The 19,074-nt window shown below is 71.9% G+C and carries 15 protein-coding genes and 1 pseudogene; 9 read left to right on the top strand and 7 right to left on the bottom strand.

Annotation, left to right across the window (positions count from 1 at the left end; translation table 11 throughout):
• Positions 1-243: 243 nt before the first annotated feature.
• On the bottom strand, positions 244-1,167 hold the full coding sequence (locus ACZ5FU_RS27610) for an NADP-dependent oxidoreductase (RefSeq protein WP_451528411.1): 924 nt from the start codon (positions 1,165-1,167) through the stop codon (positions 244-246).
• A gap of 106 nt (positions 1,168-1,273) precedes the next feature.
• A complete protein-coding gene (locus tag ACZ5FU_RS27605) occupies positions 1,274-1,669 on the bottom strand; it encodes a MerR family transcriptional regulator (protein WP_451528412.1) in 396 nt (131 codons plus the stop codon).
• 264 nt (positions 1,670-1,933) lie between these two features.
• Here ACZ5FU_RS27605 and ACZ5FU_RS27600 point away from each other — a divergent pair.
• A pseudogene (locus ACZ5FU_RS27600) lies at positions 1,934-2,053 on the top strand (IS5/IS1182 family transposase); the annotation flags it as partial.
• A 67-nt stretch (positions 2,054-2,120) separates the two neighbouring features.
• Here ACZ5FU_RS27600 and ACZ5FU_RS27595 read toward each other — a convergent pair.
• The 3 genes from ACZ5FU_RS27595 to ACZ5FU_RS27585 all read right to left on the bottom strand — a co-directional run bounded on the left by ACZ5FU_RS27595 (position 2,121) and on the right by ACZ5FU_RS27585 (position 4,566).
• Complete coding sequence (locus ACZ5FU_RS27595; protein WP_451528413.1) at positions 2,121-2,780, bottom strand: response regulator; 660 nt, start codon at positions 2,778-2,780, stop codon at positions 2,121-2,123.
• Positions 2,777-3,943, bottom strand: a complete 1,167-nt coding sequence (locus ACZ5FU_RS27590; RefSeq protein WP_451528414.1) for a sensor histidine kinase — start codon at positions 3,941-3,943, stop codon at positions 2,777-2,779. Before ACZ5FU_RS27590 ends, ACZ5FU_RS27595 begins: the two co-directional genes overlap by 4 nt.
• Before the next feature lie 338 nt (positions 3,944-4,281).
• A complete protein-coding gene (locus ACZ5FU_RS27585; RefSeq protein ID WP_451528415.1) occupies positions 4,282-4,566 on the bottom strand; it encodes a hypothetical protein in 285 nt (94 codons plus the stop codon).
• Between the two features lie 436 nt (positions 4,567-5,002).
• Between ACZ5FU_RS27585 and ACZ5FU_RS27580 the strand changes: the two genes are divergently transcribed.
• The 5 genes from ACZ5FU_RS27580 (at position 5,003) to ACZ5FU_RS27560 (ending at position 12,448) form a co-directional block, all read left to right on the top strand.
• Positions 5,003-5,284, top strand: a complete 282-nt coding sequence (locus ACZ5FU_RS27580) for a hypothetical protein (RefSeq protein ID WP_451528416.1) — start codon at positions 5,003-5,005, stop codon at positions 5,282-5,284.
• A gap of 326 nt (positions 5,285-5,610) precedes the next feature.
• Complete coding sequence (locus ACZ5FU_RS27575; protein ID WP_451528417.1) at positions 5,611-6,180, top strand: hypothetical protein; 570 nt, start codon at positions 5,611-5,613, stop codon at positions 6,178-6,180.
• A 664-nt stretch (positions 6,181-6,844) separates the two neighbouring features.
• A complete protein-coding gene (locus ACZ5FU_RS27570) occupies positions 6,845-8,188 on the top strand; it encodes an endonuclease domain-containing protein (protein WP_469047252.1) in 1,344 nt (447 codons plus the stop codon).
• 620 nt (positions 8,189-8,808) lie between these two features.
• Positions 8,809-11,820, top strand: a complete 3,012-nt coding sequence (locus tag ACZ5FU_RS27565) for a trypsin-like peptidase domain-containing protein (RefSeq protein WP_469047250.1) — start codon at positions 8,809-8,811, stop codon at positions 11,818-11,820.
• A 16-nt stretch (positions 11,821-11,836) separates the two neighbouring features.
• Positions 11,837-12,448: an NUDIX hydrolase gene (locus ACZ5FU_RS27560; RefSeq protein ID WP_451528420.1), complete on the top strand. Its 612-nt coding sequence runs from the start codon at positions 11,837-11,839 to the stop codon at positions 12,446-12,448.
• Between the two features lie 12 nt (positions 12,449-12,460).
• Here the strand turns inward: ACZ5FU_RS27560 and ACZ5FU_RS27555 are convergent, their stop codons facing one another.
• Entirely contained in the window at positions 12,461-13,657 is a 1,197-nt protein-coding gene (locus ACZ5FU_RS27555; RefSeq protein ID WP_451780962.1) for a hypothetical protein, read from the bottom strand.
• A gap of 109 nt (positions 13,658-13,766) precedes the next feature.
• Between ACZ5FU_RS27555 and ACZ5FU_RS27550 the strand changes: the two genes are divergently transcribed.
• Positions 13,767-14,123, top strand: coding sequence for a CU044_2847 family protein (locus ACZ5FU_RS27550; protein ID WP_451528422.1), 357 nt, complete (start codon positions 13,767-13,769; stop codon positions 14,121-14,123).
• Positions 14,124-14,477: 354 nt separating this feature from the next.
• On the opposite strand, the gene ACZ5FU_RS27545 is transcribed toward ACZ5FU_RS27550, so the two are convergent.
• Positions 14,478-15,572 carry a helix-turn-helix transcriptional regulator gene (locus tag ACZ5FU_RS27545; RefSeq protein WP_468839134.1) on the bottom strand — a complete coding sequence of 365 codons (1,095 nt, stop codon included), beginning with the start codon at positions 15,570-15,572 and terminating at the stop codon, positions 14,478-14,480.
• 577 nt (positions 15,573-16,149) lie between these two features.
• Here ACZ5FU_RS27545 and ACZ5FU_RS27540 point away from each other — a divergent pair.
• On the top strand, positions 16,150-17,169 hold the full coding sequence (locus tag ACZ5FU_RS27540; protein WP_451528425.1) for a LacI family DNA-binding transcriptional regulator: 1,020 nt from the start codon (positions 16,150-16,152) through the stop codon (positions 17,167-17,169).
• A gap of 533 nt (positions 17,170-17,702) precedes the next feature.
• Positions 17,703-18,830, top strand: coding sequence for a glycoside hydrolase family 12 protein (locus ACZ5FU_RS27535; RefSeq protein ID WP_469047248.1), 1,128 nt, complete (start codon positions 17,703-17,705; stop codon positions 18,828-18,830).
• Positions 18,831-19,074: the final 244 nt, after the last annotated feature.

Raw genomic sequence — 19,074 nt, 5'->3', positions numbered from 1 at the left:
CGTCGGATCCCCACGGCCCGTACGACGAGCCCGACCTCGACACCCCGCCCCTGTCCGGAGACCCGGGAAACAGTGCCCAAGGGCTGTCCCGCGAAGGTCTTGGCTCCGAGTGCGGAGTGTCGGCGTACGCCTGGACGTGCTCAACCCTGAACAGGTGAACGTGCTCAGTCGATGGTGCGCCGACCACGGGTTCCCGTCGGTCCGCGATGGGCGGTCGACAGCCGTCGGACGGCTGGGCACTTCTCATGCCGCCTTGATGACGACCTTGCCCGAGGCGTGACCGTTCTCGACGGTGGCGAGGGCGGCCGGGGCGTCGGAGAGCGGATGGACCGCGGTGATCACGGGTGCGAGGAGTCCGTCGAGGGCCAGCCGGGCCGACCGCTCCAGGTTCTCGCGGTCGACGCGCCGCTCGACGAAACGCCCACCGAGATCGGGCACGGACATGTCGCCCACGGCGATGACGTTGCGGGGATCCTGGGCCAGGGGAGCGACCGTCCGCAGCGAGGTGCCTCCGGCCAGGTCGACGATCCCGTCGAAGCCGTCCGGAACCAGTTCGCGTGCCGCGGCGGCGACGTCCTCGGCGGTGTAGTCGACGAACCGCACCCCGATGGCCTCGGCGTGCTCGCGTTTGGCGGTGCTCCCGGTGCCGATCACCCGCAGCTCACGCCCGACGGCCAGCCGGGCGACGGCGAGGCCGACCCCGCCCCCGACTCCGTTGACCAGGACCGTGGCACCGGCCGGGAGGCCGAGCTGGTCGAGCACGTCCACCGCGGTCGTCCCGGCCACCGGCAGCGTCGCCGCCACGGTCGCGGACAGACCCTCCGGGATGCGCGCGGTGTTCGGCGCGGACAGCACCGTCGTCTCGGCGTAGGTGCCGCCACCGGTGAGTGCGAAGCCGAAGACCGCATCCCCCACCTCGAGCCCGTCGACGTCCTCGCCCCGGGCGAGAACGGTTCCGGCCGCCTCCATGCCCAGCACGCGGGGAAACGGACGCCCGCCGTCGAGCCCGTCGACCGGACCCGAGCGCAGAAGGTGGTCGAGGGGATTCACGCCGGCCACGTCGACCCGGATCAGCACCTCGCCGCGACCGGGGACGGGATCAGGGCGATCGAAGAACTCCTGCACCTCGGGCCCGCCATACCTGTGGAAACCCCACGCCTGCCCCATCTTCCGCCGCCTCTCGTACGACCGACCCGGTGATTCCGGGCGCAGTCGCCATCCTCACCTCTGACATCGATGTGAGGGGCAACCGGCTGAGACGCAGATCACGGCATCAGGCCGACTGCGCCACCGGTTCCGGGGCCGTGGACAGCTCCGCCCGGTGTCGGCTGTTGGCCCGGATCAGCACATCGAGCGCATCCCGGGTCTCGATCAGGTGCGCGATGTCGGCGTCGATCCGGTCGCGCTCGCGCATCATCGCCGTGAACGTCTCCTCGGCGACGCCCAGGTCACCCGGGACGTCGACACACGGCAGCACGGTCGCGATCACCCTGCTGGACATACCCGCGTCGAACAGCTGCCGGATGAGTGACACGCGCTGGACCGCAGCATCGGAATAGTGACGCTGCCCCGCGCCGGAGCGTGAGCTGGTCAGCAGGCCCTGTTCTTCGTAGTACCGCAGTGAGCGCGGACTCACGCCCGTGCGCCTGGACAACTCGCCTATCCGCATCCCCGAGAGCCTACGCCCGCGTGCCCCAGGTCCGGGCCGCCGTCCAGTCGTGGACGCTCGCGGACACCCCCACGGCCGCAGGGTCGCCCTCCAGGTCCCACGACTGAGCACGTTCGTCCGTACACGTCTGACGTACACGTCTGAGCACTTCTCCTGGTACGCCGACACGGAGCGACTTGAAGAGCCGGCGACGTGCTCAGCCGGTGGTTCGTGAGGTCTCCGGGGACCGGGCGAATTCGGCGAGCGTGTGGAAGTCGTTCTCCCGAGCACGTCTTCGCCCGCGTGAAGACCTGGAAGATCCTCCGCGACTGCCGCCTCGAAGGCGACGGCGTCCACCACGCCATGCTCGGCATCACCCGGATGCACCACCTCGCTCTCGCCGGACGGACAAGCGGGCCGCACGGCGGCCCGCCATGCCCCGGGCGACTTCAAGATCTTCGCGGGACGGCCCTTAGGTCACCAGGCCGTGCCGGTAGGCGTAGACGACCGCCTGGACGCGGTCGCGCAGGCCGAGCTTGGTGAGGATGCGGGACACGAAGGTCTTGACCGTCTCGTGGCTGATGACGAGCACCGCGGCGATCTCGCTGTTGGACAGTCCGTCCGCGATGAGGCGGAGGACCTCGAACTCACGGGGTGTCAACGGGGTGTCCTGCGCGCCGCCCTCGGCGGGCCGGATACGGGCGGCGTAACGGCCCACGAGCCGACGCGTCACTTCGGGGTCCAGCAGCGCCGCGCCCATCGCCACGGTCCGGATTCCGTGCAACAGCCGGTCCGGCGGCGCGTCTTTGAGCAGGAACCCGCTCGCTCCGGCCCGCAGCGCCTCATAGACGTACTCGTCCAGGTTGAACGTGGTCACCACGAGCACCTTCACGGGGTGCTCGACCCCGGCACCGGCCAGCAGCCGGGTGGCCTCGATGCCGTCGAGGATCGGCATGCGCACGTCCATCACCACGACGTCCGGGTGCAGTCGGCCGGCCAGTTCCACGGCGGTCCGCCCGTCTCCGCACTCGCCCGTCACTTCCAGGTCGGGCTGCGCGTCGATGATGGTCGACAACCCGGTGCGGACCAGTGCCTGGTCGTCGCAGACCAGGACCCGGAGGGGCGCGGTCATGCCGGGCCCTTCGCAGGTATCCGCGCCCGGACGAGGAAGCCGCCGCCGGTCTGGTGGTCCGCGCTGAAGTCGCCGCCCAGGACGTCGACCCGTTCGCGCAGGCCCTCCAGGCCCCGTCCGCCGCCGCTGGGGGAATCGACCCGCGAACCGGAACCGTCCGTGCCGACCTCCACGGTGATCTCCCTTCGGCCATGGCGCACCAGGACCGAGGTCCGGCTGCCATGGGCGTACTTGAGCGCGTTCGTCAGGGCCTCCTGCACGACCCGGTAGGCCACGAGGTCGGCGCTGCCGGTCGAGGCCGGCGGTGTGCCCTCCTCGGTGAGCTCCACCGGCTGCCCGGCCGACCGCGTCTGCTCGACGAGTGTGAGTACTCGGCCGACGGGCGGCGTCCTGTCCTGGCCGCCGTGGCTGGTGCCGTGGTCGGGGTCGAGCAGGTCGAGCAGGTGCCGCAGGTCGGTGATGGCCTGCCGGCCGGTGTCACTGACGGCGATCAGGGTCTGATCGAGGCGGTCGGGCGAGGCGGTCAGGTACCGGGCCGCCTCGGACTGCACGACCATCGCCGTCACGTGATGGGTCACGACGTCGTGGAGCTCGCGGGCGATCCGGGTGCGCTCGGCGGCACGGGCGTCCTCGGCGACGCGGCTGCGGCGTTCGGCCTCCGCGGCCCGGGTGGAGCGCATCCACGCCCCGATGCCCCACACAAGGGCCAGCGCCAGGTAGAACGTCACGAACTCGGCCACCGGTTCTCCGGGACCGCACTGGTGGAGCGCGACCGCCAAAGCCGCGAACGCCACGGAGGAGCAGACCAAGGTGGCGCGCCGGTACCGCTCGAGATACGAGCCGGCACTCAGCAGCGCGATGGGCAGCGCGGTGCCGGCGAAGAGGTGGTAGCCGCGCAGTTGGTCGAGGGCGAAGCCGCACGACACCAGGGTGAGGCAGATGAGCGGCCACCGCCGGCGCACGGCCAGCGGAAGGCACTGCAGGACCGCCACCACACCGGTCAGCGCGTCGGCGGGACGGGTCGGCATACCGCCGACTTCCGTGCCGTTGCCGTGGAACGCCGGTACGACCGACGCCACGAGGAGCAACATCCCCAGCGGGAGGTCCCGGGCGGTGACATCGAGCCGGTGCCACAGCTCCGGGACGCGTCGACGCTCTATCACCGGGGCAGTGTAGCGACGGAGCCGACGCCCGCGGTTCGCCGGGAACCGAAGGGCACGATGGTCCCGCGCCGACGGACCGGCCACGAAAGCACTGGCGTCAGCGACGCCCCGAAGCCCACCGAGCGGAAGCGGTCGGGGTCTTCCTCACGGCCGGCTCCCGCCGACCGCTGTGTCGATGCCCGGGCCGAGAGGCGGAGCGGAGTGTGGTCGCCGGCGATCCCCCAGGCGTCGAGGACAGGCCCCGGGCGACCCGCGACGTCCCGTACGACCGGCTCGCTGTACATCTCGGTCGCATCCGGCCGGCGCCCGGGGACATTGCCGTGAGGGGGTGTCGCTGTTCAGACGCCGACAGCGGTGACACCGAACATCAGGGTCCGGCGACTGACGTCGTAGTGCACGGTCGGTGTGCTGCGCAGAAGATCCTGGAGCACGTCGGCGTCATCGGCGTCGACGGTCAGCACCTCTTCCCAAGCGCCTTCGTCGAGTACGAGTTGCAGGGTGAGCGTGCCTCGGGCAGCGGGTTCGCCCGCAACCCAACTGAACTGGTAGTGGCTGAGTTGACGCACCTTGATGCTGTCGTCCGTCAGAGGTTGCGTCACCTTGGGCGTGGCAGCTCTGGGCATGACGTCTCTCCTCGCGTGAAGGGTGGCGGGTACGCACAGCGGACCGTGTCCACTGCCCAGCCGACGGCTGGAGGCGCACGACGTACGCCTCCCTGCGGGCACAGGGCATGAAGCCCAGGCTCAAGGTGATCGGCGGCACCTGCCAGACGAAGCGCGCATTCGATGGAACGATCCTCAGATCCGGAGGAGGAGGCCCGTGCGCCACCAATGGCCTCTTGGGCACTCCTCCGACTGAAACCCACCCATGGGCGCCGTCGGCGCGAACTCGACCGGAGGCTTCCCGCAGCGGCTCCCGTCGGCTTCACCCGCACCGCCGAAATCATCGACCTGGCACCTTCTGACCCACGGCCCGGGACACGCTGTGCATAAAGTGCTCCTCATCCGTACGCCGCCACGACCTGCGGCATGTCCCGATACGTGAGGAAAGGACGGTGTCATGCACACCCTTATAGGTCTCCTGGTCGTCCTCGTCGGACTGACGGCCATCACGGCGATGGAAAGCCGGGCTCGTCGGCTGGAGCGGCGGATGGCCCGCATGGAGCACAGACTCGGCCTCATCATGCAACACCAGGGGATCCAGGACGACGACCCCGTCCTGGCGGAGGTGGCAGCCCTGGTGCATGCCGGACAGCACATCCCGGCGATCAAGAAGTACCGCGAGGCCACCGGTGCCGGCCTGCTGGAGGCCAAGCAGGCGGTGGACCGCCTCCAACGGTGAAGGCGAGCCCGTACGGTCGGAGCCTTCCGACGCCTCCCGCGGCTCGTCCCGCCCTCGTACCGTCGGCGAAGAGGTCACCGGCGGCGGTGTGCTCCTGGCCGGAGAACCGGCCGTCATCCAGGGCGTCCACTCCCGCGGCACGGGCGAGACCGTCCGGGGCTGCCTGGACGCCGATGCTCTCCACGCGCCCGCTTCCGGCGCACCGGGAGCGCGGGAGACTCGTCCGGCCCAGCCGTGGTGGCAGAGCGGCTCGGATCCGGTGAGGGTGGGACGTGCTCGACGTTCTTGTCGGCCTGTTCCGCCCTCCCTCCCGAAGGAGCACCGTCATGTCCGAACGCAACACCGCCATCCGCAGCCTGCACGATCTCGGTCTGGCGGCCTGGTTCGGCGGTTCGCTGATGGGCGCGATCGGCCTCAACGGCGCGGCCAAGGACGAAGGCGCAACGGAGACGGACAGGGACCGGATCTCTTCGTCCGGATGGGCGAAGTGGGTGCCGGTCAACGCCGCCGCGATCGGTGCCCACCTGTTCGGCGGCGGCGGACTGCTCGCCGCGAACGCCCATCGCGTCGCCACCCAGCAGGGCGTTGCGGCCTCCACCACCGCCAAGACAGCCGTGACCGCGGCGGCCCTGGCCGCCACCGCCTACGCCCGTGTCCTGGGCAAGAAGATCGAACTGGCCTCCTCCACCGCCCCCGAAGACGTCGAGAAGGCGGAGAGGCATCCTGTCGACCTGCACAAGGCGCGGCGGCAGCTGGCCTGCGCGCAGTGGGCCGTACCGGCCCTGACCGGCTGTCTGGTGGTGCTCAACGCCCTGCACGGCGAACAGCAACGCCCGACCGAGCAGATTCCCGGCGTGTGGGAGCGGGCGCGCTCCGTGACCCACCTCATGCCCTAGAGGTGCGCGAAACCCGATCGGTGGCACAGGCGATCCCCGTGTGGTGCCGCTTCGACGTATCTGCGGCGGCCGGGAGCACTCGGGAACAGCCGTCGCCGACCGAGTGGCCGGGCCCGCCTTCGCTCCAGGAACGGAGGGGATCCCCCTGCCCGTACCGGCACGCGTTCTGAAGCGGGGCGGCGTTCGGCCTCGCTTCCTGAGCGATGTCCCGTAAACGATCTCAGGGTTGCCTCGGGCGTGGTCGTCCGCTGTACGGCCCGCTCGCTCATCCGGCGAAGGCGAGGTCGTACGTCCGGGCGACGCCGAGCAGGGCGTGCCGGAAAGGGTGCGGGAACCCGTGCGAACGTCCCGGACGCACCCGCTCCTCACGCGCCCACGCAACGCCCTTGCGCTCGCAGGGGTGTTCCGTGCTCGGCCGTCTCACCGGTGACCTTGTCGGCATCCCCTCCGTCGATGCGGAGGCTTCGAAGGACGACGGATTCCGTCCGGCCAGGGCACAGACCGCGCGATGGCGCCCCCGCTGGAACTTCTGCCCGTTCGGAGCGAACGCCTCGGCTTCCGCCTCGTCGGTGGAGTCGCCCGGCTGATGGTGTGGCCATCGCGCTCCGACGCTGGGCCGACCACCGTCTGTCAGCATGTCGGTGCGGGTCGTTAGCCTGTCGGCATGACTGAGCGTGTCATCACAGGCCGTACGGGCGACCTGGTCTCGTTGGCCGCCGCGGACGCCTTGTGGGCCGATCTGACGGCGGGCAGCGCGGTGCCGGCCGCTTCCACGCCGTTCACCTGTGCTCCTGCCCACGCCCAGGAGGGCTACGTCCTGCTCGGCAGTTGTGTGGTGGTGACGACGAGGGCGAGCGACGGCCGGTGGGGCGTCCGGGAAATCGAGGTGCGCCGGGCGGCGGCGGAGCTGAACGCGGTGAGGATGGACGGTCAGGACCTGGTCCGCGTCGGCCCGTTCCGCGGCATGCCGCAGTACGGCGAGGGAACGCCTCTGCGATGGCGTCAACGCATCACCTGCGAACTGCAGGAACCAGACGGCCTCGGACGGACGGCACGAGGTGAGGCCGGCCGGGCGTACCAGCCGGCGGGGATCGACTGGCGCCGGATGCTCGTGGAGCGGACCCGCGATGGCACGGTGCGGACCTGGTGGCTGCCACGCGCCGTGGTCAAACTGCTGGACGCCGCCGAACACGCCGAAGCGCAGTGGCTCCGAACCGTACGGCCCCGTCAGGAGACCGCAACCGTCACCGAGTCGCACTCCTCCCGTGAACAGCCCGCCGCCGACAGCCGGCCGACGGCCGGCACCGATGGCCCGGCCACCCCACCGCGCCCGTACGACGGGGAACTGAAAGGCCGGTTGTACTCGGTACTCAGCAGGAAGCCCGGCATCTCCCGCAAGGTGGCGGGGTGGACGTGCACCGTCTGCCGCACCGCCCCCGCCGCCGTACTCGACCACTGCCACGAACACGGCTACGTCCGCGCCCCCGTATGCCATTCCTGCAACACACAAGAACGCCCCGACCACCTCTACAGCAACGACATCCGCGTGGCCGGCCGCTACACGCGCCTCTTCGACACCCGCACCGCCGACTGGCTCCGCCACTGGCACCGCTGCCCCGGCTGCCGCGCCCGCACCACCTTGCCGCTGCCCCACCTCGCCGCGTGGACCGCCCACACGGCCTGCCGATCACTGCGCCCCACCCACCGCGACCCCACCAGCTCCCGCGGACGCACACCCTGCGGCGCGCTGCGCGCGTCCTGGACCGGCAGCCACAACGCGCCCGGTTCCTGCCTGCTCACCGTCGCCGTCGACAGGTGCCCCTCCGGCGAGCACCGTGTCCTGGCGCAGATCCCCTACCGCGAAGCCGCTGAGCGGTTCCGCACCTGGCTGGCCGAGACCGCCCCCTCCGTAGCGGCGGAGGCCGGACCCGACCGTCTGGACGGCCTCCCCACCCGGTTCCGGCCCGTCATCGCCGACATCGACGGGGACGGCCTGTCCCTTTTCTGAGCTAGGGTCTGTCGTTTGGATCAGGCCGCAGGAAATCGCCGGTGTCTTGCAGCCGGGGTGAGTGGGGGGCGGTGCGTGCAGCTGCAAGGCGGAGGAGGGCGTCGACGCGGAGCGTCGGCAACCGACGACAACGCCGCAGATGCGCGTGCCGACCCCGACGTCTGCGGTGTGATCCAAACGATAGGCCCTAACGCTGAAGAACCCGACACCGACGCCGGCCGAAGAGGGGCGAGGACCGCACGGGGAAGCGGACAGCAGTGCCACCGAAGACCGGGGCACGGACCTGCTCGTCAGGAGGTGGCGCGGGGCGGCGCCCAGGTCCCGAGTCCGCTGAGCGAGCGTGTGAGATCCGCCGTGTCCCGTTGCCGAGGCGTTCGTCGAGCTCACCGTGAGCGGCGGCGGGGCGGCGCCCTCGCGTGCTGAGAAGCGGCTGGTCGAGCTGACCGGCGGGTGCATCTGCCGCACCCTCCGCGACGATCTCCTCCAGGACCGGCCGAGTCACCGGCGCAGCACGCCGAAGCACGGAAACGACGTGATGCCGCAGCCGACGGGACGGCAGAATACGGTCGGGAAGTCATCTGACGGCGAGTTCGTCGTACGGGATCGCTCGGGGGAGATCGATGACGGCACACACGCGCCCGGACGCTGAGGCGCTGGAGCGACTGCGCGTCCTGACCGAGCGGAACGTCGTGGGCATCCGGGCCGGGGACGCCTTCTGCGGGACCGGGTTCCTGGTGACGCCCGACACCGTCCTCACCTGTGCGCACGTGGTGGCCGGGCGCGAGAAGGGCGGCATGACGGCGACGGTCGAGGGGCGTGCCGTCGCGATCGAGGTCACCGGTCTGGTGCCCGAGACGAAGGGCGCGGGAAGCACCTACGGCTTTCCGGATCTCGCCGAAGTGCGCCTGAGCGAACCGGCACACGAGGTGCACGGGGTGTGGCTCGCCGGTGCGGGACCGACGCAGGCGGCGTCCGTGTCCGTCCACGGCTTCAGCGGGCACACGCTGGAGCCGGGCGTCCAGCCCGACACCCTGCACCTCACGGTGGCCGGTCGAAGCGGCCGCTTCGTGCGGCTCCAGTGGGACCAGGTGGTCCAGGGATTCAGCGGCGGTCCGGTGCTCGACACGACGACGGGGCGTGTCTGCGGGGTGCTCAAGGCGTCACGCCACGAGAAGGGGATGTCGGGGGGATGGCTGATCCCCGTCGACGCCGTGGAGGAACACCTGCCGGGGCTGCTGGAACGCAACCGTGCCGCGCACCGGCCCGGGACGGTCTGGTTCGATCTCGCCCGCAATCGCGGGGGACGGCAGGCCGACCTCTTCGGTCCCGACCCCGGAGGGCCGGGTTCGGGGAACACGCCGGCGCAGATGCTGGCACGCGGAGCCATGCCGTTCGTGGACCGCCCGGAGCTCGGCGAGCTCCGGGACTGGTGCTACGAACCCGACGACCGGTTGCTGCGCCTGTTGTACGCACCCGGCGGTTCGGGCAAGACCCGCCTGTCCGCCGAACTGTGCCGGCACCTGCGGCACGCGGGCTGGATCGCCGGATTCGCGGACAAGGAGTTGCTCGGCAACCCCCTGCGCCTGCCCCGGTGGCTGGAAGGCCTCACCGCCGCACTCGGCGCGGGTTTCCCCTGCCTGGTGGTGTTCGACTACGCCCAGGCACGGCTCGGCGACATCAGCGCTCTCATGACGCATGTCCACCGGCACCGGCCTGATGGCATCACCCTGCGCGTGCTGCTGCTGGCCCGGTCCGAGGAGCCGTTGTGGCAGGCGCTGAGGGAAGAGTTCGAGACGCACTACATCGAGGACTGGGCGCTGCGGGGCGCGAGCTCGCACAGGCTTCCCCACACGCTGAACACCGAGGATCCCGGCACCCTGGTCACCAGGGCGTTCGAGGAGTTCGCCCGCCTGCTGGAATGTCCGTGGGTGCTCATGCCGCCGTCCCTCGCGCACCGGGCCGGCCGGCAGGGCTCGATCCTGGGAACGCTCGCGGCCGCCCTCGACGCCGTCCTCACCCTGCGCCAGGGCGAGGAGTGGAAGGAGAGCGACGATCCGCTCGCACGGATCTGCCGGCACGAGATCGCGGGATGGTACGCGCTGCTGGAGGACCGTCTCGGAGCGGGCGGTGTCCTGGCGGGACGCACCGGCCGGATGATGGCGGAGGGCCTGTTGCTGGTGCCGACCCTGGCCCAGCGGCGAGACCGGGGCGAGCTGACCGCGCTGCTGACGTCCGTGCGCAGGACCGCCTTCCCCGGGCAGCAGCCCGTCAACGCCCCCGCGGTGCATTCCTGCTTACGCGCGCTGTACTCCGCGACGGAAGCCGACCACGTCGCGCCCCTCGAGCCCGACAGACTGGGCGAGATCCTGGTGCGGCGCGTGCTGGCGGAGCCCGAGAGTTCAGGCGACGCCGTCGCCTACCTCGGCGCCGTTCTGGACGTGTCCGCGCTTCGGGACGAACAGACTCGGACCAGGGCCGTACTGGAGACGCTCGACGTCCTGGCCCGGGCCCGTGGCTGCACGACCGTGGGCCGGGTCGTGGAGCATCCCGCCCACACGGTCCTCGACCAGGCGCTCGCGCAGGTCGTGCGGGACGATCCCCGCGTCCTGGTACCGGCCCTGGTGACCGTCGGCGCCCGGGTGCCGCACGCCGAGCCCTTGGTGAACCTGATCCGACCGGTGCTCGAGACCTGCGAGACCGACCTGCTCCGCCTCGTCGAACCCCGTCTTCCCGGCTATCCGTCCAGCCTTTCCGCCTTGTCTGCGCTCGTGCTCCAGCGGCTGCTCAGCACATCCGACGCGGAGAGCGACGACACCGCTCGGCTCATCCGTCTGAGGCGTCTGCGCAGTTGCAGCCTGCGGCTGGAGGAGAGCGGGCAGCGGGAGGACGCCGTGCGGGCGGCCGACGAGGCGATCCTGCTCAGCCGCGATCTCGTCCGCAGGTCCGCGCGGTACCGGTCCGACTACGCCGCGGCACTGCACAACCTGAGCCTGCTCCTGCACCGTTCCGGGGAGACGGAACCGGCGCTGGGGCTCAGTGTCGAGGCCGTGTCCCTGTACCGGCGGCTCGTCGACGACGATCCCGGTACGCGGCATCGCACCCTCATGGACATGGCAGGCGCGCTGAGTGTGCTGGCCTTGCTGCGGCTCGAAGACGCACAGGTCAACGGCGCGGCCCGTGATGCCGCCGAGGGCGTCATGCGGTGCGAACAGGTGCCGGAAGGAGCTCGTGACGACGAGGTGTACCTCACCTGCCTGGAGACTCTGGCCGAGTGCCGCCATCGCACCGGCCGGACCGAGGAAGCACTCACCTCCAGCATGGAAGCGGTCGAGCGACTGGAGGAGCTGCTCAGGCTCCGGCCCAGCCGCTATCTCGTCCGGCTGCCCGAGACCCTGCAGCGCCACGGCTTCGGGTTGATCCGGGCCGGACGTCTCGGCGAGGCCTACCGGGTGCTGAGCCGGGCGGCGACGGAGCGCGCGGCACTGCCGTCGCGCACCTCGCCGCGCCTGCGCGAGCAGCAGGCGCTGGTACTCCAGGTGCTGATCCAACTCAGTGACGAACTCGACGAATTCGCGCACGAACATTCATCATGGGTGCAGATGAGGACCGTTCTGGACGGTCGCACGAGCTGAGAGGAGGCCGGCGCTGATGGACGACGAAGCGTCTGCCCACGCCGTACCCCCACCTATCCGGCGGCAGCGGGCGGTGGAGGTCTTCCGCAACCGCTTCGGCACGTTGTTCAACGATGAGGTGCTCTCGCCGTCGGGCGGGCAGGGCCGCTATCTGCGCTGGCAGTGGTCCCACAGCGGAGTGGTGATCGTCCCCATGGGGCGGGACGGCTTCGCCTTCGTCCCCACGTACCGATACCCGATCGGCGAGGTCTCCCTGGAGTTTCCCCGAGGCGGTTGCGAAGCGGACGAGGAGCCGGCCGTGGCGGCCGTACGGGAGCTGCGGGAGGAGACCGGCTTCGACTGCGCCCCGTCCGCGCTGCGCCCCCTGGGCGTCATCCACGCCGAGACGGGCCTGATCGAGTCGGACGTGCACGTCTTCGCCGCCGAGGTCCGCCCCGCCGGTTCGGCGGACGCTCCCTCGGCTGCCGCGCCGGAGGCCATGGAGTCGGTGGCCGAGCCGGTCTGGGCCTCGCGTACGGAGGTGATGAAGTGGCTGCAGGGCGGCAGCGTCGTCTGCGGCGTGACGCTGGCGGCCCTGGCGCTCGCCCTCGCGGACGGCTCCGGCACCGGCTCCGGGGCACCGGAATGAGCGGAGTCCGGCTCAGCCGGCGTACGCGCCGGTGATCACGCGCTGCCGCATCTGCCGTGCGTCGAGCTCCCCGATGCCGACCGCGCCGTCCGCGACCGGCACGCTCCGGTCGACGACCCGCAGGTCGAGGTAGTCCTCGTCCCCGTCGGCCGCCGGCACGTCGAGTCCGGCGCCGAGCGCGCCGGTCAGCGAGTCCTGGGAGATGCCGAAGCGCATCAGGTTGCGGTTGCCGCCCAGTACCGCCCGCGCGCGTTCGTCGGTGTCGCGGAAGGCGCGGACGAAGGCCTCCTGCATCCACGCGCTGAACTCGTCCATGGCCTCCACCAGTTGGGACAGGTCCGGTTGGCCGCCTCGGCGCAGCAGGCCCAGTTGGTGGACGAGGACACCGCGGGACGGCTGCTCGACGGCCTCCAGGAACGCCTCGACCGGCAGCCGGCCCAGCAGGAAACTGTCGAGAACGCCGGCGGGCAGTGTGACGCGTTCCAGGACCGTGCGGGTGGCGGCGGCGGGCGGTTCGACACTGCGCGGGGCGGCGGTCCCGGCTCCCAGTACATGGGGGAGTGCCTGGCGGTACGACTCGCCCGCGGCCCGGTCCACGGCGGCCAGGGCGAGCACGACTTCCGTGCTTCCCGACGAGCCGGTCCGGAAGGACTCCTCCCAGTCCCTGAGGGCTTTGAAGTACAGCGGCTCCTGCCCCCTCACGAACTCCAGCGCGGCCTCGACCGTTCTGCGCGTCTCTCCTGCGGCGTTCCGCGCCTGCTCCTCCAGCAGCCGGATCACTCCGGAGGTGAAGGCGGCCGACACGGCGTCAAGGCTGTAGGGGACCGCCCGCGCGTGCGTCATGCGGTCCATCAGTTCCGCATAGGAGGCGCTGGGCACGTGCTCGACCTGCCGTAGCCCCTGGGCGTCCCGGACGGCTGCCAGCGTCTGCCCGTCCCGGCACGCGACCCGGATACGGCCGCTGTCCAGGAGCGGCGCGAGATCCGACCTCACGGCTTGACCGTCGGCTTCGTCGGGGGACACCAGCGCACGGAAGAGGGGGGTGTTGAGCGACTGCGAATCGCCGACGAGCAGGGTGTCGGACAGCAGGACGTGGAACAGCACGCGCGCCCGGAGATCCTGGGCGCTCGCGATGGGGGACTGCCGATGGATCTCGACGTCGGAGAGGTAGACCTTCTCCGACGACGACCGGGCATCCTGGTCGGCCATGACCACTCCCCTCCGTGACCGTGGGATGATTGTAGGTGACCGCCCGCCGGACGTCCTGCAACTGGGTATCTTTCTCCGGGAGTTGGCGAGTCGAACAGGGGGATGGCACATGTCGGAAGCGGTTCGGGCGGTCATGCCGGACGGAGCCTCGATATGGGTGCGCGTCGACGACGAGGACGAGGGGCCTCGGGACACCGGCTTCGGCGACCGCCTGTCACGGCAGTTGGGCGACCTCCCTCAGACCCTCGAGACCGTCACCCGCAGCGTCAGGTCCGGACTGCGGAGCGCGGCCCCGGACGAAGTGACGCTCGAATTCGGCATCGAGATCGCGGTCAAGAGCGGCCAGCTGGTGAGCGTCGTGACGGAGGCCGGGGGCAAGGCCACCCTCAAGGTGACGGTCACCTGGCGCAAAGGGGAGCCCGCGGTGGGCGCCGTGACGGAAACACCCCGCGAGGATCCCGAATAACAGGCCCACGCTGCCTGTGCCTGTGCCTGTGCCGTACGCGGCCGGCCGTTTCGTGCCCGGCCGGCCGTCGACGATCTCCCGCAGCTCGTGCGCCCGCCCCGTGCCGGGCCGGGCGCGTCAGCGTGGTGCGGCACCGGCCCGTCCTGGGGCGGCTCGCCGAGCCGGAGCCGCGGGGGCCGGGCGAGGGCCGGCAGGAGCGGCCCGCCCGCCGCCGGGACTCCGCCCCCCCCCGGTGGACGAGGGCGGCGCGGACGCGGGCGACCGCGGTCGCCCGGTCCCGCGTCGTGCACGCGGCTCACCGCCCGACGCCGTGTCGGCCGCCAGGCGCGCGCCGTCGACCGCGGCAGCCGGCCGTCACGTCGGGAGGGGGGACGCGGTGGGCGCGTAGTGCCGGGAGAAGATCGCCGCCACCAGGTCGCGGCGGCTGCGGACCCCGGTCTTGTCGAACACGGACTTCAGGTGGTCCTGCACGGTGTGCGGCGACAACCGCAGCCGCCGGCTGATCTCCTGGGTGGAGTAGCCGTGGAAGACGAGTTCGGTCACCGCGCACTCGCGGGGGGAGAGACCGTAGGCGCGGACGAGGAAGGCGGCCCGGCCGTGCGGATCGGCGGGCTCCATGGCCACGGCGACGCAGGCGCCCAGGTTCTCGTCCAGCGACCAGGCGTGCAGTTGGACGGCCTCCCGGCTGCGGGCCCGGGCCCACGAGGTCACGGACCGCGACGTCTCGCCCGCGCGGGCGGCGGCCCGGACGGAGGCGGCCACCGCGTAGACGGCGACGGGCAGTCCGTGACTGCCGTCGCCCGACTCCAGTTCGCCGAGCCAGTGGTCGGCGGTGGGGGAGGTGAACACCGGCGCGTAGTCAGCGTCCAGCATGACCAGTCCCGGGGCGGCGGGGTGGGAGGCCGACCGCGCGCTCTCCTCGACGAGCAGACGCCGCAGCACCTGTGCCAGCGGTTCGGCGAGCGAGGCGGCCGCTTCGAGTTCCGCCTCGTCGAACGGGGGGAGGTCGGCGCTGCGCCCCAGCACGAGGGCACCCCAGGTCCCGTGCCGGTCGCGCAGCACCACCCGTAACTCGTCCCGCTGCCCCAGCGGCTGGCAGATGTCGCGGTAGCGCGGACTGTTCCGCGGGTCGCCCGTCACCTCCCGGCTGAGCAGACCGACCGGCGCGCGCCGGCGGGCGAGGTCCGGGATGTGGTTCACGTCCCCCTCGCGGTACTCGATGTCCAGCATCCGCGGCAGCAGCTCGATCGGCACGCCCCGCCGGTAGTTCCCCCCGGTGCTGATCAGCGTCAGCGGATCGAGCGTGACACCCGCCCACACCTCGCAGGGGGATCCCGGAAGCATCGCCTCCGTCACCCGGTCGAAGAAAGCCTGCACGTCCCGCGCCCCCGCGGCCGCTCGCACCGTGCTCCGGTGGATACGAGCGGACCGACCCCCGTCATGGCTCATGGGACGGAGCGTAACCCCGGGCGCCGGATCGGTGGCGGTCGCGGGAGGGACGAGCGCGCGGAACTCCGGATTCCCGGCACCGGCCCGGTTCCGCGGGGTCGCCGGCCCTGTCGGGCCGTGTCCGACCGCATCGGACCGTACCTGACCGTATCGGGCCGTGTCCGACCGCATCGGACGCACCGGGCCGCGCACCGCCCGGGACCGGGAGACCGGCGGCGGCAGAGGACGGGGGCGGCTCCGGGACCGCTCGGGGACTCGCGGGCCGGCCGGCTCCGGAGAGACGGTCGTCCGGCAGCGCTCGGGGCACCGCCTCCGCCGCGCGCACCGACCGCACCACCGTCCGGGATCCCCGACGGCTCCCGGACGCCCCCACCGCACCCGGTGGGCGGCCCGGAACGCCGCTCCCACCGCCGCGGGAGCCGGTCGGGGACGGGGCCGGCGCCCGCGGGAGGGGGAGTTCCGTGTCGCACCGGGCAGGAGGAACCACTCGGCAGAACAAGGCTCCTGACGCACCGTCGGGTCATTCGGCCGAGGCGCGGGTCGGGCCGTAGGATCGGGTGCCCTTGGGGGTGGGACTGTGGTCAGACGGAGCTCGGGCACGCCGACGCTGGAAGAGGTGGCCGCCCTGGCCGGAGTGGGCCGGGGCACGGTCTCCCGCGTCATCAACAACGCGGCGGGCGTCAAGGATTCCACGCGCCGTGCCGTGCGGCGCGCCATCGACGAACTGGGCTACGTGCCCAACCTGGCGGCGCGTTCACTGGCCGGACGGCGTGCGGACGCCGTCGCGCTGGTGATGACGAACACGGACTGGCGGTTGTTCGGGGAGCCGTTCTTCTCCGAGGTCGTACAGGCGGTCGGGGACGCCCTGTCCGGCACGGCGGTGCAGCTGCTGCTCACCCTGGTCCGCACGGACGCCGACCGGAAGCGTTTCGTGGAGTACGCGCGCGGCGGCCGGGTCGACGGGGTGCTGCTGATGTCCGTGCCGGCCGAGGACCGGCTGCCGGACATGCTCGCCGACGCCGGGCTGCCCACGGTGCTGCTGGGCCGGCGCTCGGGCGACGAGCGGATGACGTACGTCGACGCGGACAACGTCGGCGGGGCGCGTACGGCGGTCCGCCATCTGGTGGCCGGCGGCCGGAGGGCCGTCGCGGCCATCACCGGCCCGCCCGACATGTACGTCGCCCGGTGCCGGCTGCGCGGCTACCAGGAGGCACTGGCCGAGGCCGGGCTCGACGGGGCGGCCCTGGTGGCCGAGGGCGACTTCACCGAGGCGAGCGGGCGGCGGGCGATGTCCCGGCTGATCGAGCGGCACCCGGAGGTCGACGCCGTCTTCGCCGCTTCGGACGCCATGGCGTCCGGGGCGCTGGACGCCCTGCGGGCGGCGGGACGCCGGGTGCCGCAGGACGTGGCGGTGATCGGTTTCGACGACTTCGAGCTGGCCGAACAGACGGACCCGCCGTTGACGACCATCCGTCAGCCGCTGGAGGAGATCGGGCGGACGATGGTGCGGCTGCTGCTCGAGGAGATCGAGCAGCCGGAGGTGGCCTGGCGCCATGTGATCCTGCGGACGCGGCTGGTGACACGCGCCTCGGCGTGACGCCGGTCGCCACCGGCTCCTCGAAGCGTCCCGCGGACGGCGTGGCCCAAGCGTCCCGCGGACGGCGACACGTGTCGATGCCCCGGTCGGATCCAGGTCCACCGCCCCGGCCCGCGGGCCTGCCGACCGCGGGCCCGCGGGGCGGGCCTGCCGATCGCAGGTCCACCCGCGGGCCTGCCGACCGCCGGCCCGCGGGCCGGGCATGCCGACCGCAGGTCCACCCGCGGGCCTGCCCCACAGGTTCGAGCCCACGGGCCGGAGCGCTCAGGCCCCGGCAGCGAAACTTTCGGGAGCGCTCCCAACTGCCGTGCATATGAAGCTGGTTGACCATCGCCGCATCAACGCCCGCCGCTGACCTGTGGCTTCGAAATCCGTTCGACACATTCGGCTCCCCGAGGGTTGTCAGGCGCGCGGGCGGCTCCTAATGTCCCATCCGAACCAGTGGGTGGGAGCGCTCCCAGCCAGGACGGGCCGGGAGCGCTCCCGATGTCCTGTGCGCTCCATCCGGTTGTCCCTCCCAGAGAGGCCCCCACATGCGACCGTCACCGCACCGTTTCGACACCGCGCGCGCCCTCCTCGGCGCGCTGCTCACCGCCCTCGCCACCGTCGCGGCCCTCCTGGCCGTCGCGCCGGCGGCTCAGGCGGACACCCTGGTCTGCGAACAGTTCGGCTCGACCACCATTCAGGGCCGCTACGTCGTCCAGAACAACCGCTGGGGTACCAGCGCCCCCCAGTGCGTCACCGCCACCGACACCGGCTTCCGGCTGACCCAGGCCGACGGTTCCGTCCCCACCAACGGCGCCCCGAAGTCGTACCCGTCGGTCTTCAACGGCTGCCACTACACCAACTGTTCGCCCGGGACCAACCTCCCCGCGCGGCTCAGCGGCATCGCCGGCGCCCCCAGCAGCATCTCGTACGGCTTTGTCGGCGACGCCGTCTACAACGCGTCGTACGACATCTGGCTGGACCCCACGCCCAGGACCGACGGGGTGAACCGGACCGAGATCATGATCTGGCTCAACAAGGTCGGACCGGTGCAGCCGATCGGCGCCCAGGTGGGCACCGCCACCGTGGGCGGACGCTCCTGGCAGGTGTGGACGGGCGGCAACGGGACCAACGACGTGATCTCCTTCGTCGCCCCGTCGGCGATCTCCGGCTGGAGCTTCGACGTCATGGACTTCGTGCGGGAGACCGTCCGCCGCGGAATGGCCCAGAACGACTGGTACCTGACGAGCATTCAGGCCGGGTTCGAGCCGTGGCAGAACGGTGCCGGGCTCGCGGTGAACTCCTTCTCCTCCGCCGTGAACCTCGGTACCCCCGGCGACCCCGGAAACCCCGGTGACCCGGCGGCGGCCTGCAAGGTGACGTACGCGACGAACGTCTGGGCCGGTGGCTTCACCGCCGACGTCACCGTCACCAACACGGGCTCGACTCCGGTCGATCCCTGGAAGCTGGCGTTCACCCTGCCCTCCGGGCAGCGGATCACCAACGCCTGGAACGCCACCGTCACCCCGTCCACGGGGGCGGTGACGGCGAGCGCCCTCGCGCACAACACGCGGATCGCGCCCGGCGCCGGGCAGACCTTCGGCTTCCAGGGCACCTACAGCGGCTCGTTCGCCCGGCCGGGCGGATTCAGCCTCAACGGCACCGCCTGCTCGTGAACCGGTCCGGCCGGCTCGTGAACCGGCCCCGCCTGTCGCCACCCGCCACTCGCCACGCGCCGTCGGCCGTCGTGATCCGGCGCGCAGCCGTGCCCGCCCGCGGGCCCCGCCCCCACCTTCCCGTGCCGGTCCGAGGGCGGGCCCGGAGGGCCGACGCCGCTCCGCCGCTCCTGCGGCCGCACCCGGAAAGGCCCACGCCATGAGCCAGAGCCCCGCCCCCTCCCGCGCCGGCCCGCGATCGTCG

The organism is Streptomyces sp. NPDC031554, from assembly GCF_055580685.1.
The sequence above is the reverse complement of the archived record's forward strand: the minus strand, read 5'-3'. Positions and strand labels throughout refer to the sequence as shown.

Excerpts from the sequence above, each read along its gene's own strand:
- ACZ5FU_RS27610 (WP_451528411.1), bottom strand. The coding sequence starts at position 1,167 with ATGGGGCAGGCGTGGGGTTTCCACAGGTATGGCGGGCCCGAGGTGCAG.
- ACZ5FU_RS27605 (WP_451528412.1), bottom strand. The coding sequence starts at position 1,669 with ATGCGGATAGGCGAGTTGTCCAGGCGCACGGGCGTGAGTCCGCGCTCA.
- ACZ5FU_RS27595 (WP_451528413.1), bottom strand. The coding sequence starts at position 2,780 with ATGACCGCGCCCCTCCGGGTCCTGGTCTGCGACGACCAGGCACTGGTC.
- ACZ5FU_RS27585 (WP_451528415.1), bottom strand. The coding sequence starts at position 4,566 with ATGCCCAGAGCTGCCACGCCCAAGGTGACGCAACCTCTGACGGACGAC.
- ACZ5FU_RS27580 (WP_451528416.1), top strand. The coding sequence starts at position 5,003 with ATGCACACCCTTATAGGTCTCCTGGTCGTCCTCGTCGGACTGACGGCC.
- ACZ5FU_RS27575 (WP_451528417.1), top strand. The coding sequence starts at position 5,611 with ATGTCCGAACGCAACACCGCCATCCGCAGCCTGCACGATCTCGGTCTG.
- ACZ5FU_RS27570 (WP_469047252.1), top strand. The coding sequence starts at position 6,845 with ATGACTGAGCGTGTCATCACAGGCCGTACGGGCGACCTGGTCTCGTTG.
- ACZ5FU_RS27565 (WP_469047250.1), top strand. The coding sequence starts at position 8,809 with ATGACGGCACACACGCGCCCGGACGCTGAGGCGCTGGAGCGACTGCGC.
- ACZ5FU_RS27560 (WP_451528420.1), top strand. The coding sequence starts at position 11,837 with ATGGACGACGAAGCGTCTGCCCACGCCGTACCCCCACCTATCCGGCGG.
- ACZ5FU_RS27555 (WP_451780962.1), bottom strand. The coding sequence starts at position 13,657 with ATGGCCGACCAGGATGCCCGGTCGTCGTCGGAGAAGGTCTACCTCTCC.
- ACZ5FU_RS27550 (WP_451528422.1), top strand. The coding sequence starts at position 13,767 with ATGTCGGAAGCGGTTCGGGCGGTCATGCCGGACGGAGCCTCGATATGG.
- ACZ5FU_RS27545 (WP_468839134.1), bottom strand. The coding sequence starts at position 15,572 with ATGAGCCATGACGGGGGTCGGTCCGCTCGTATCCACCGGAGCACGGTG.
- ACZ5FU_RS27535 (WP_469047248.1), top strand. The coding sequence starts at position 17,703 with ATGCGACCGTCACCGCACCGTTTCGACACCGCGCGCGCCCTCCTCGGC.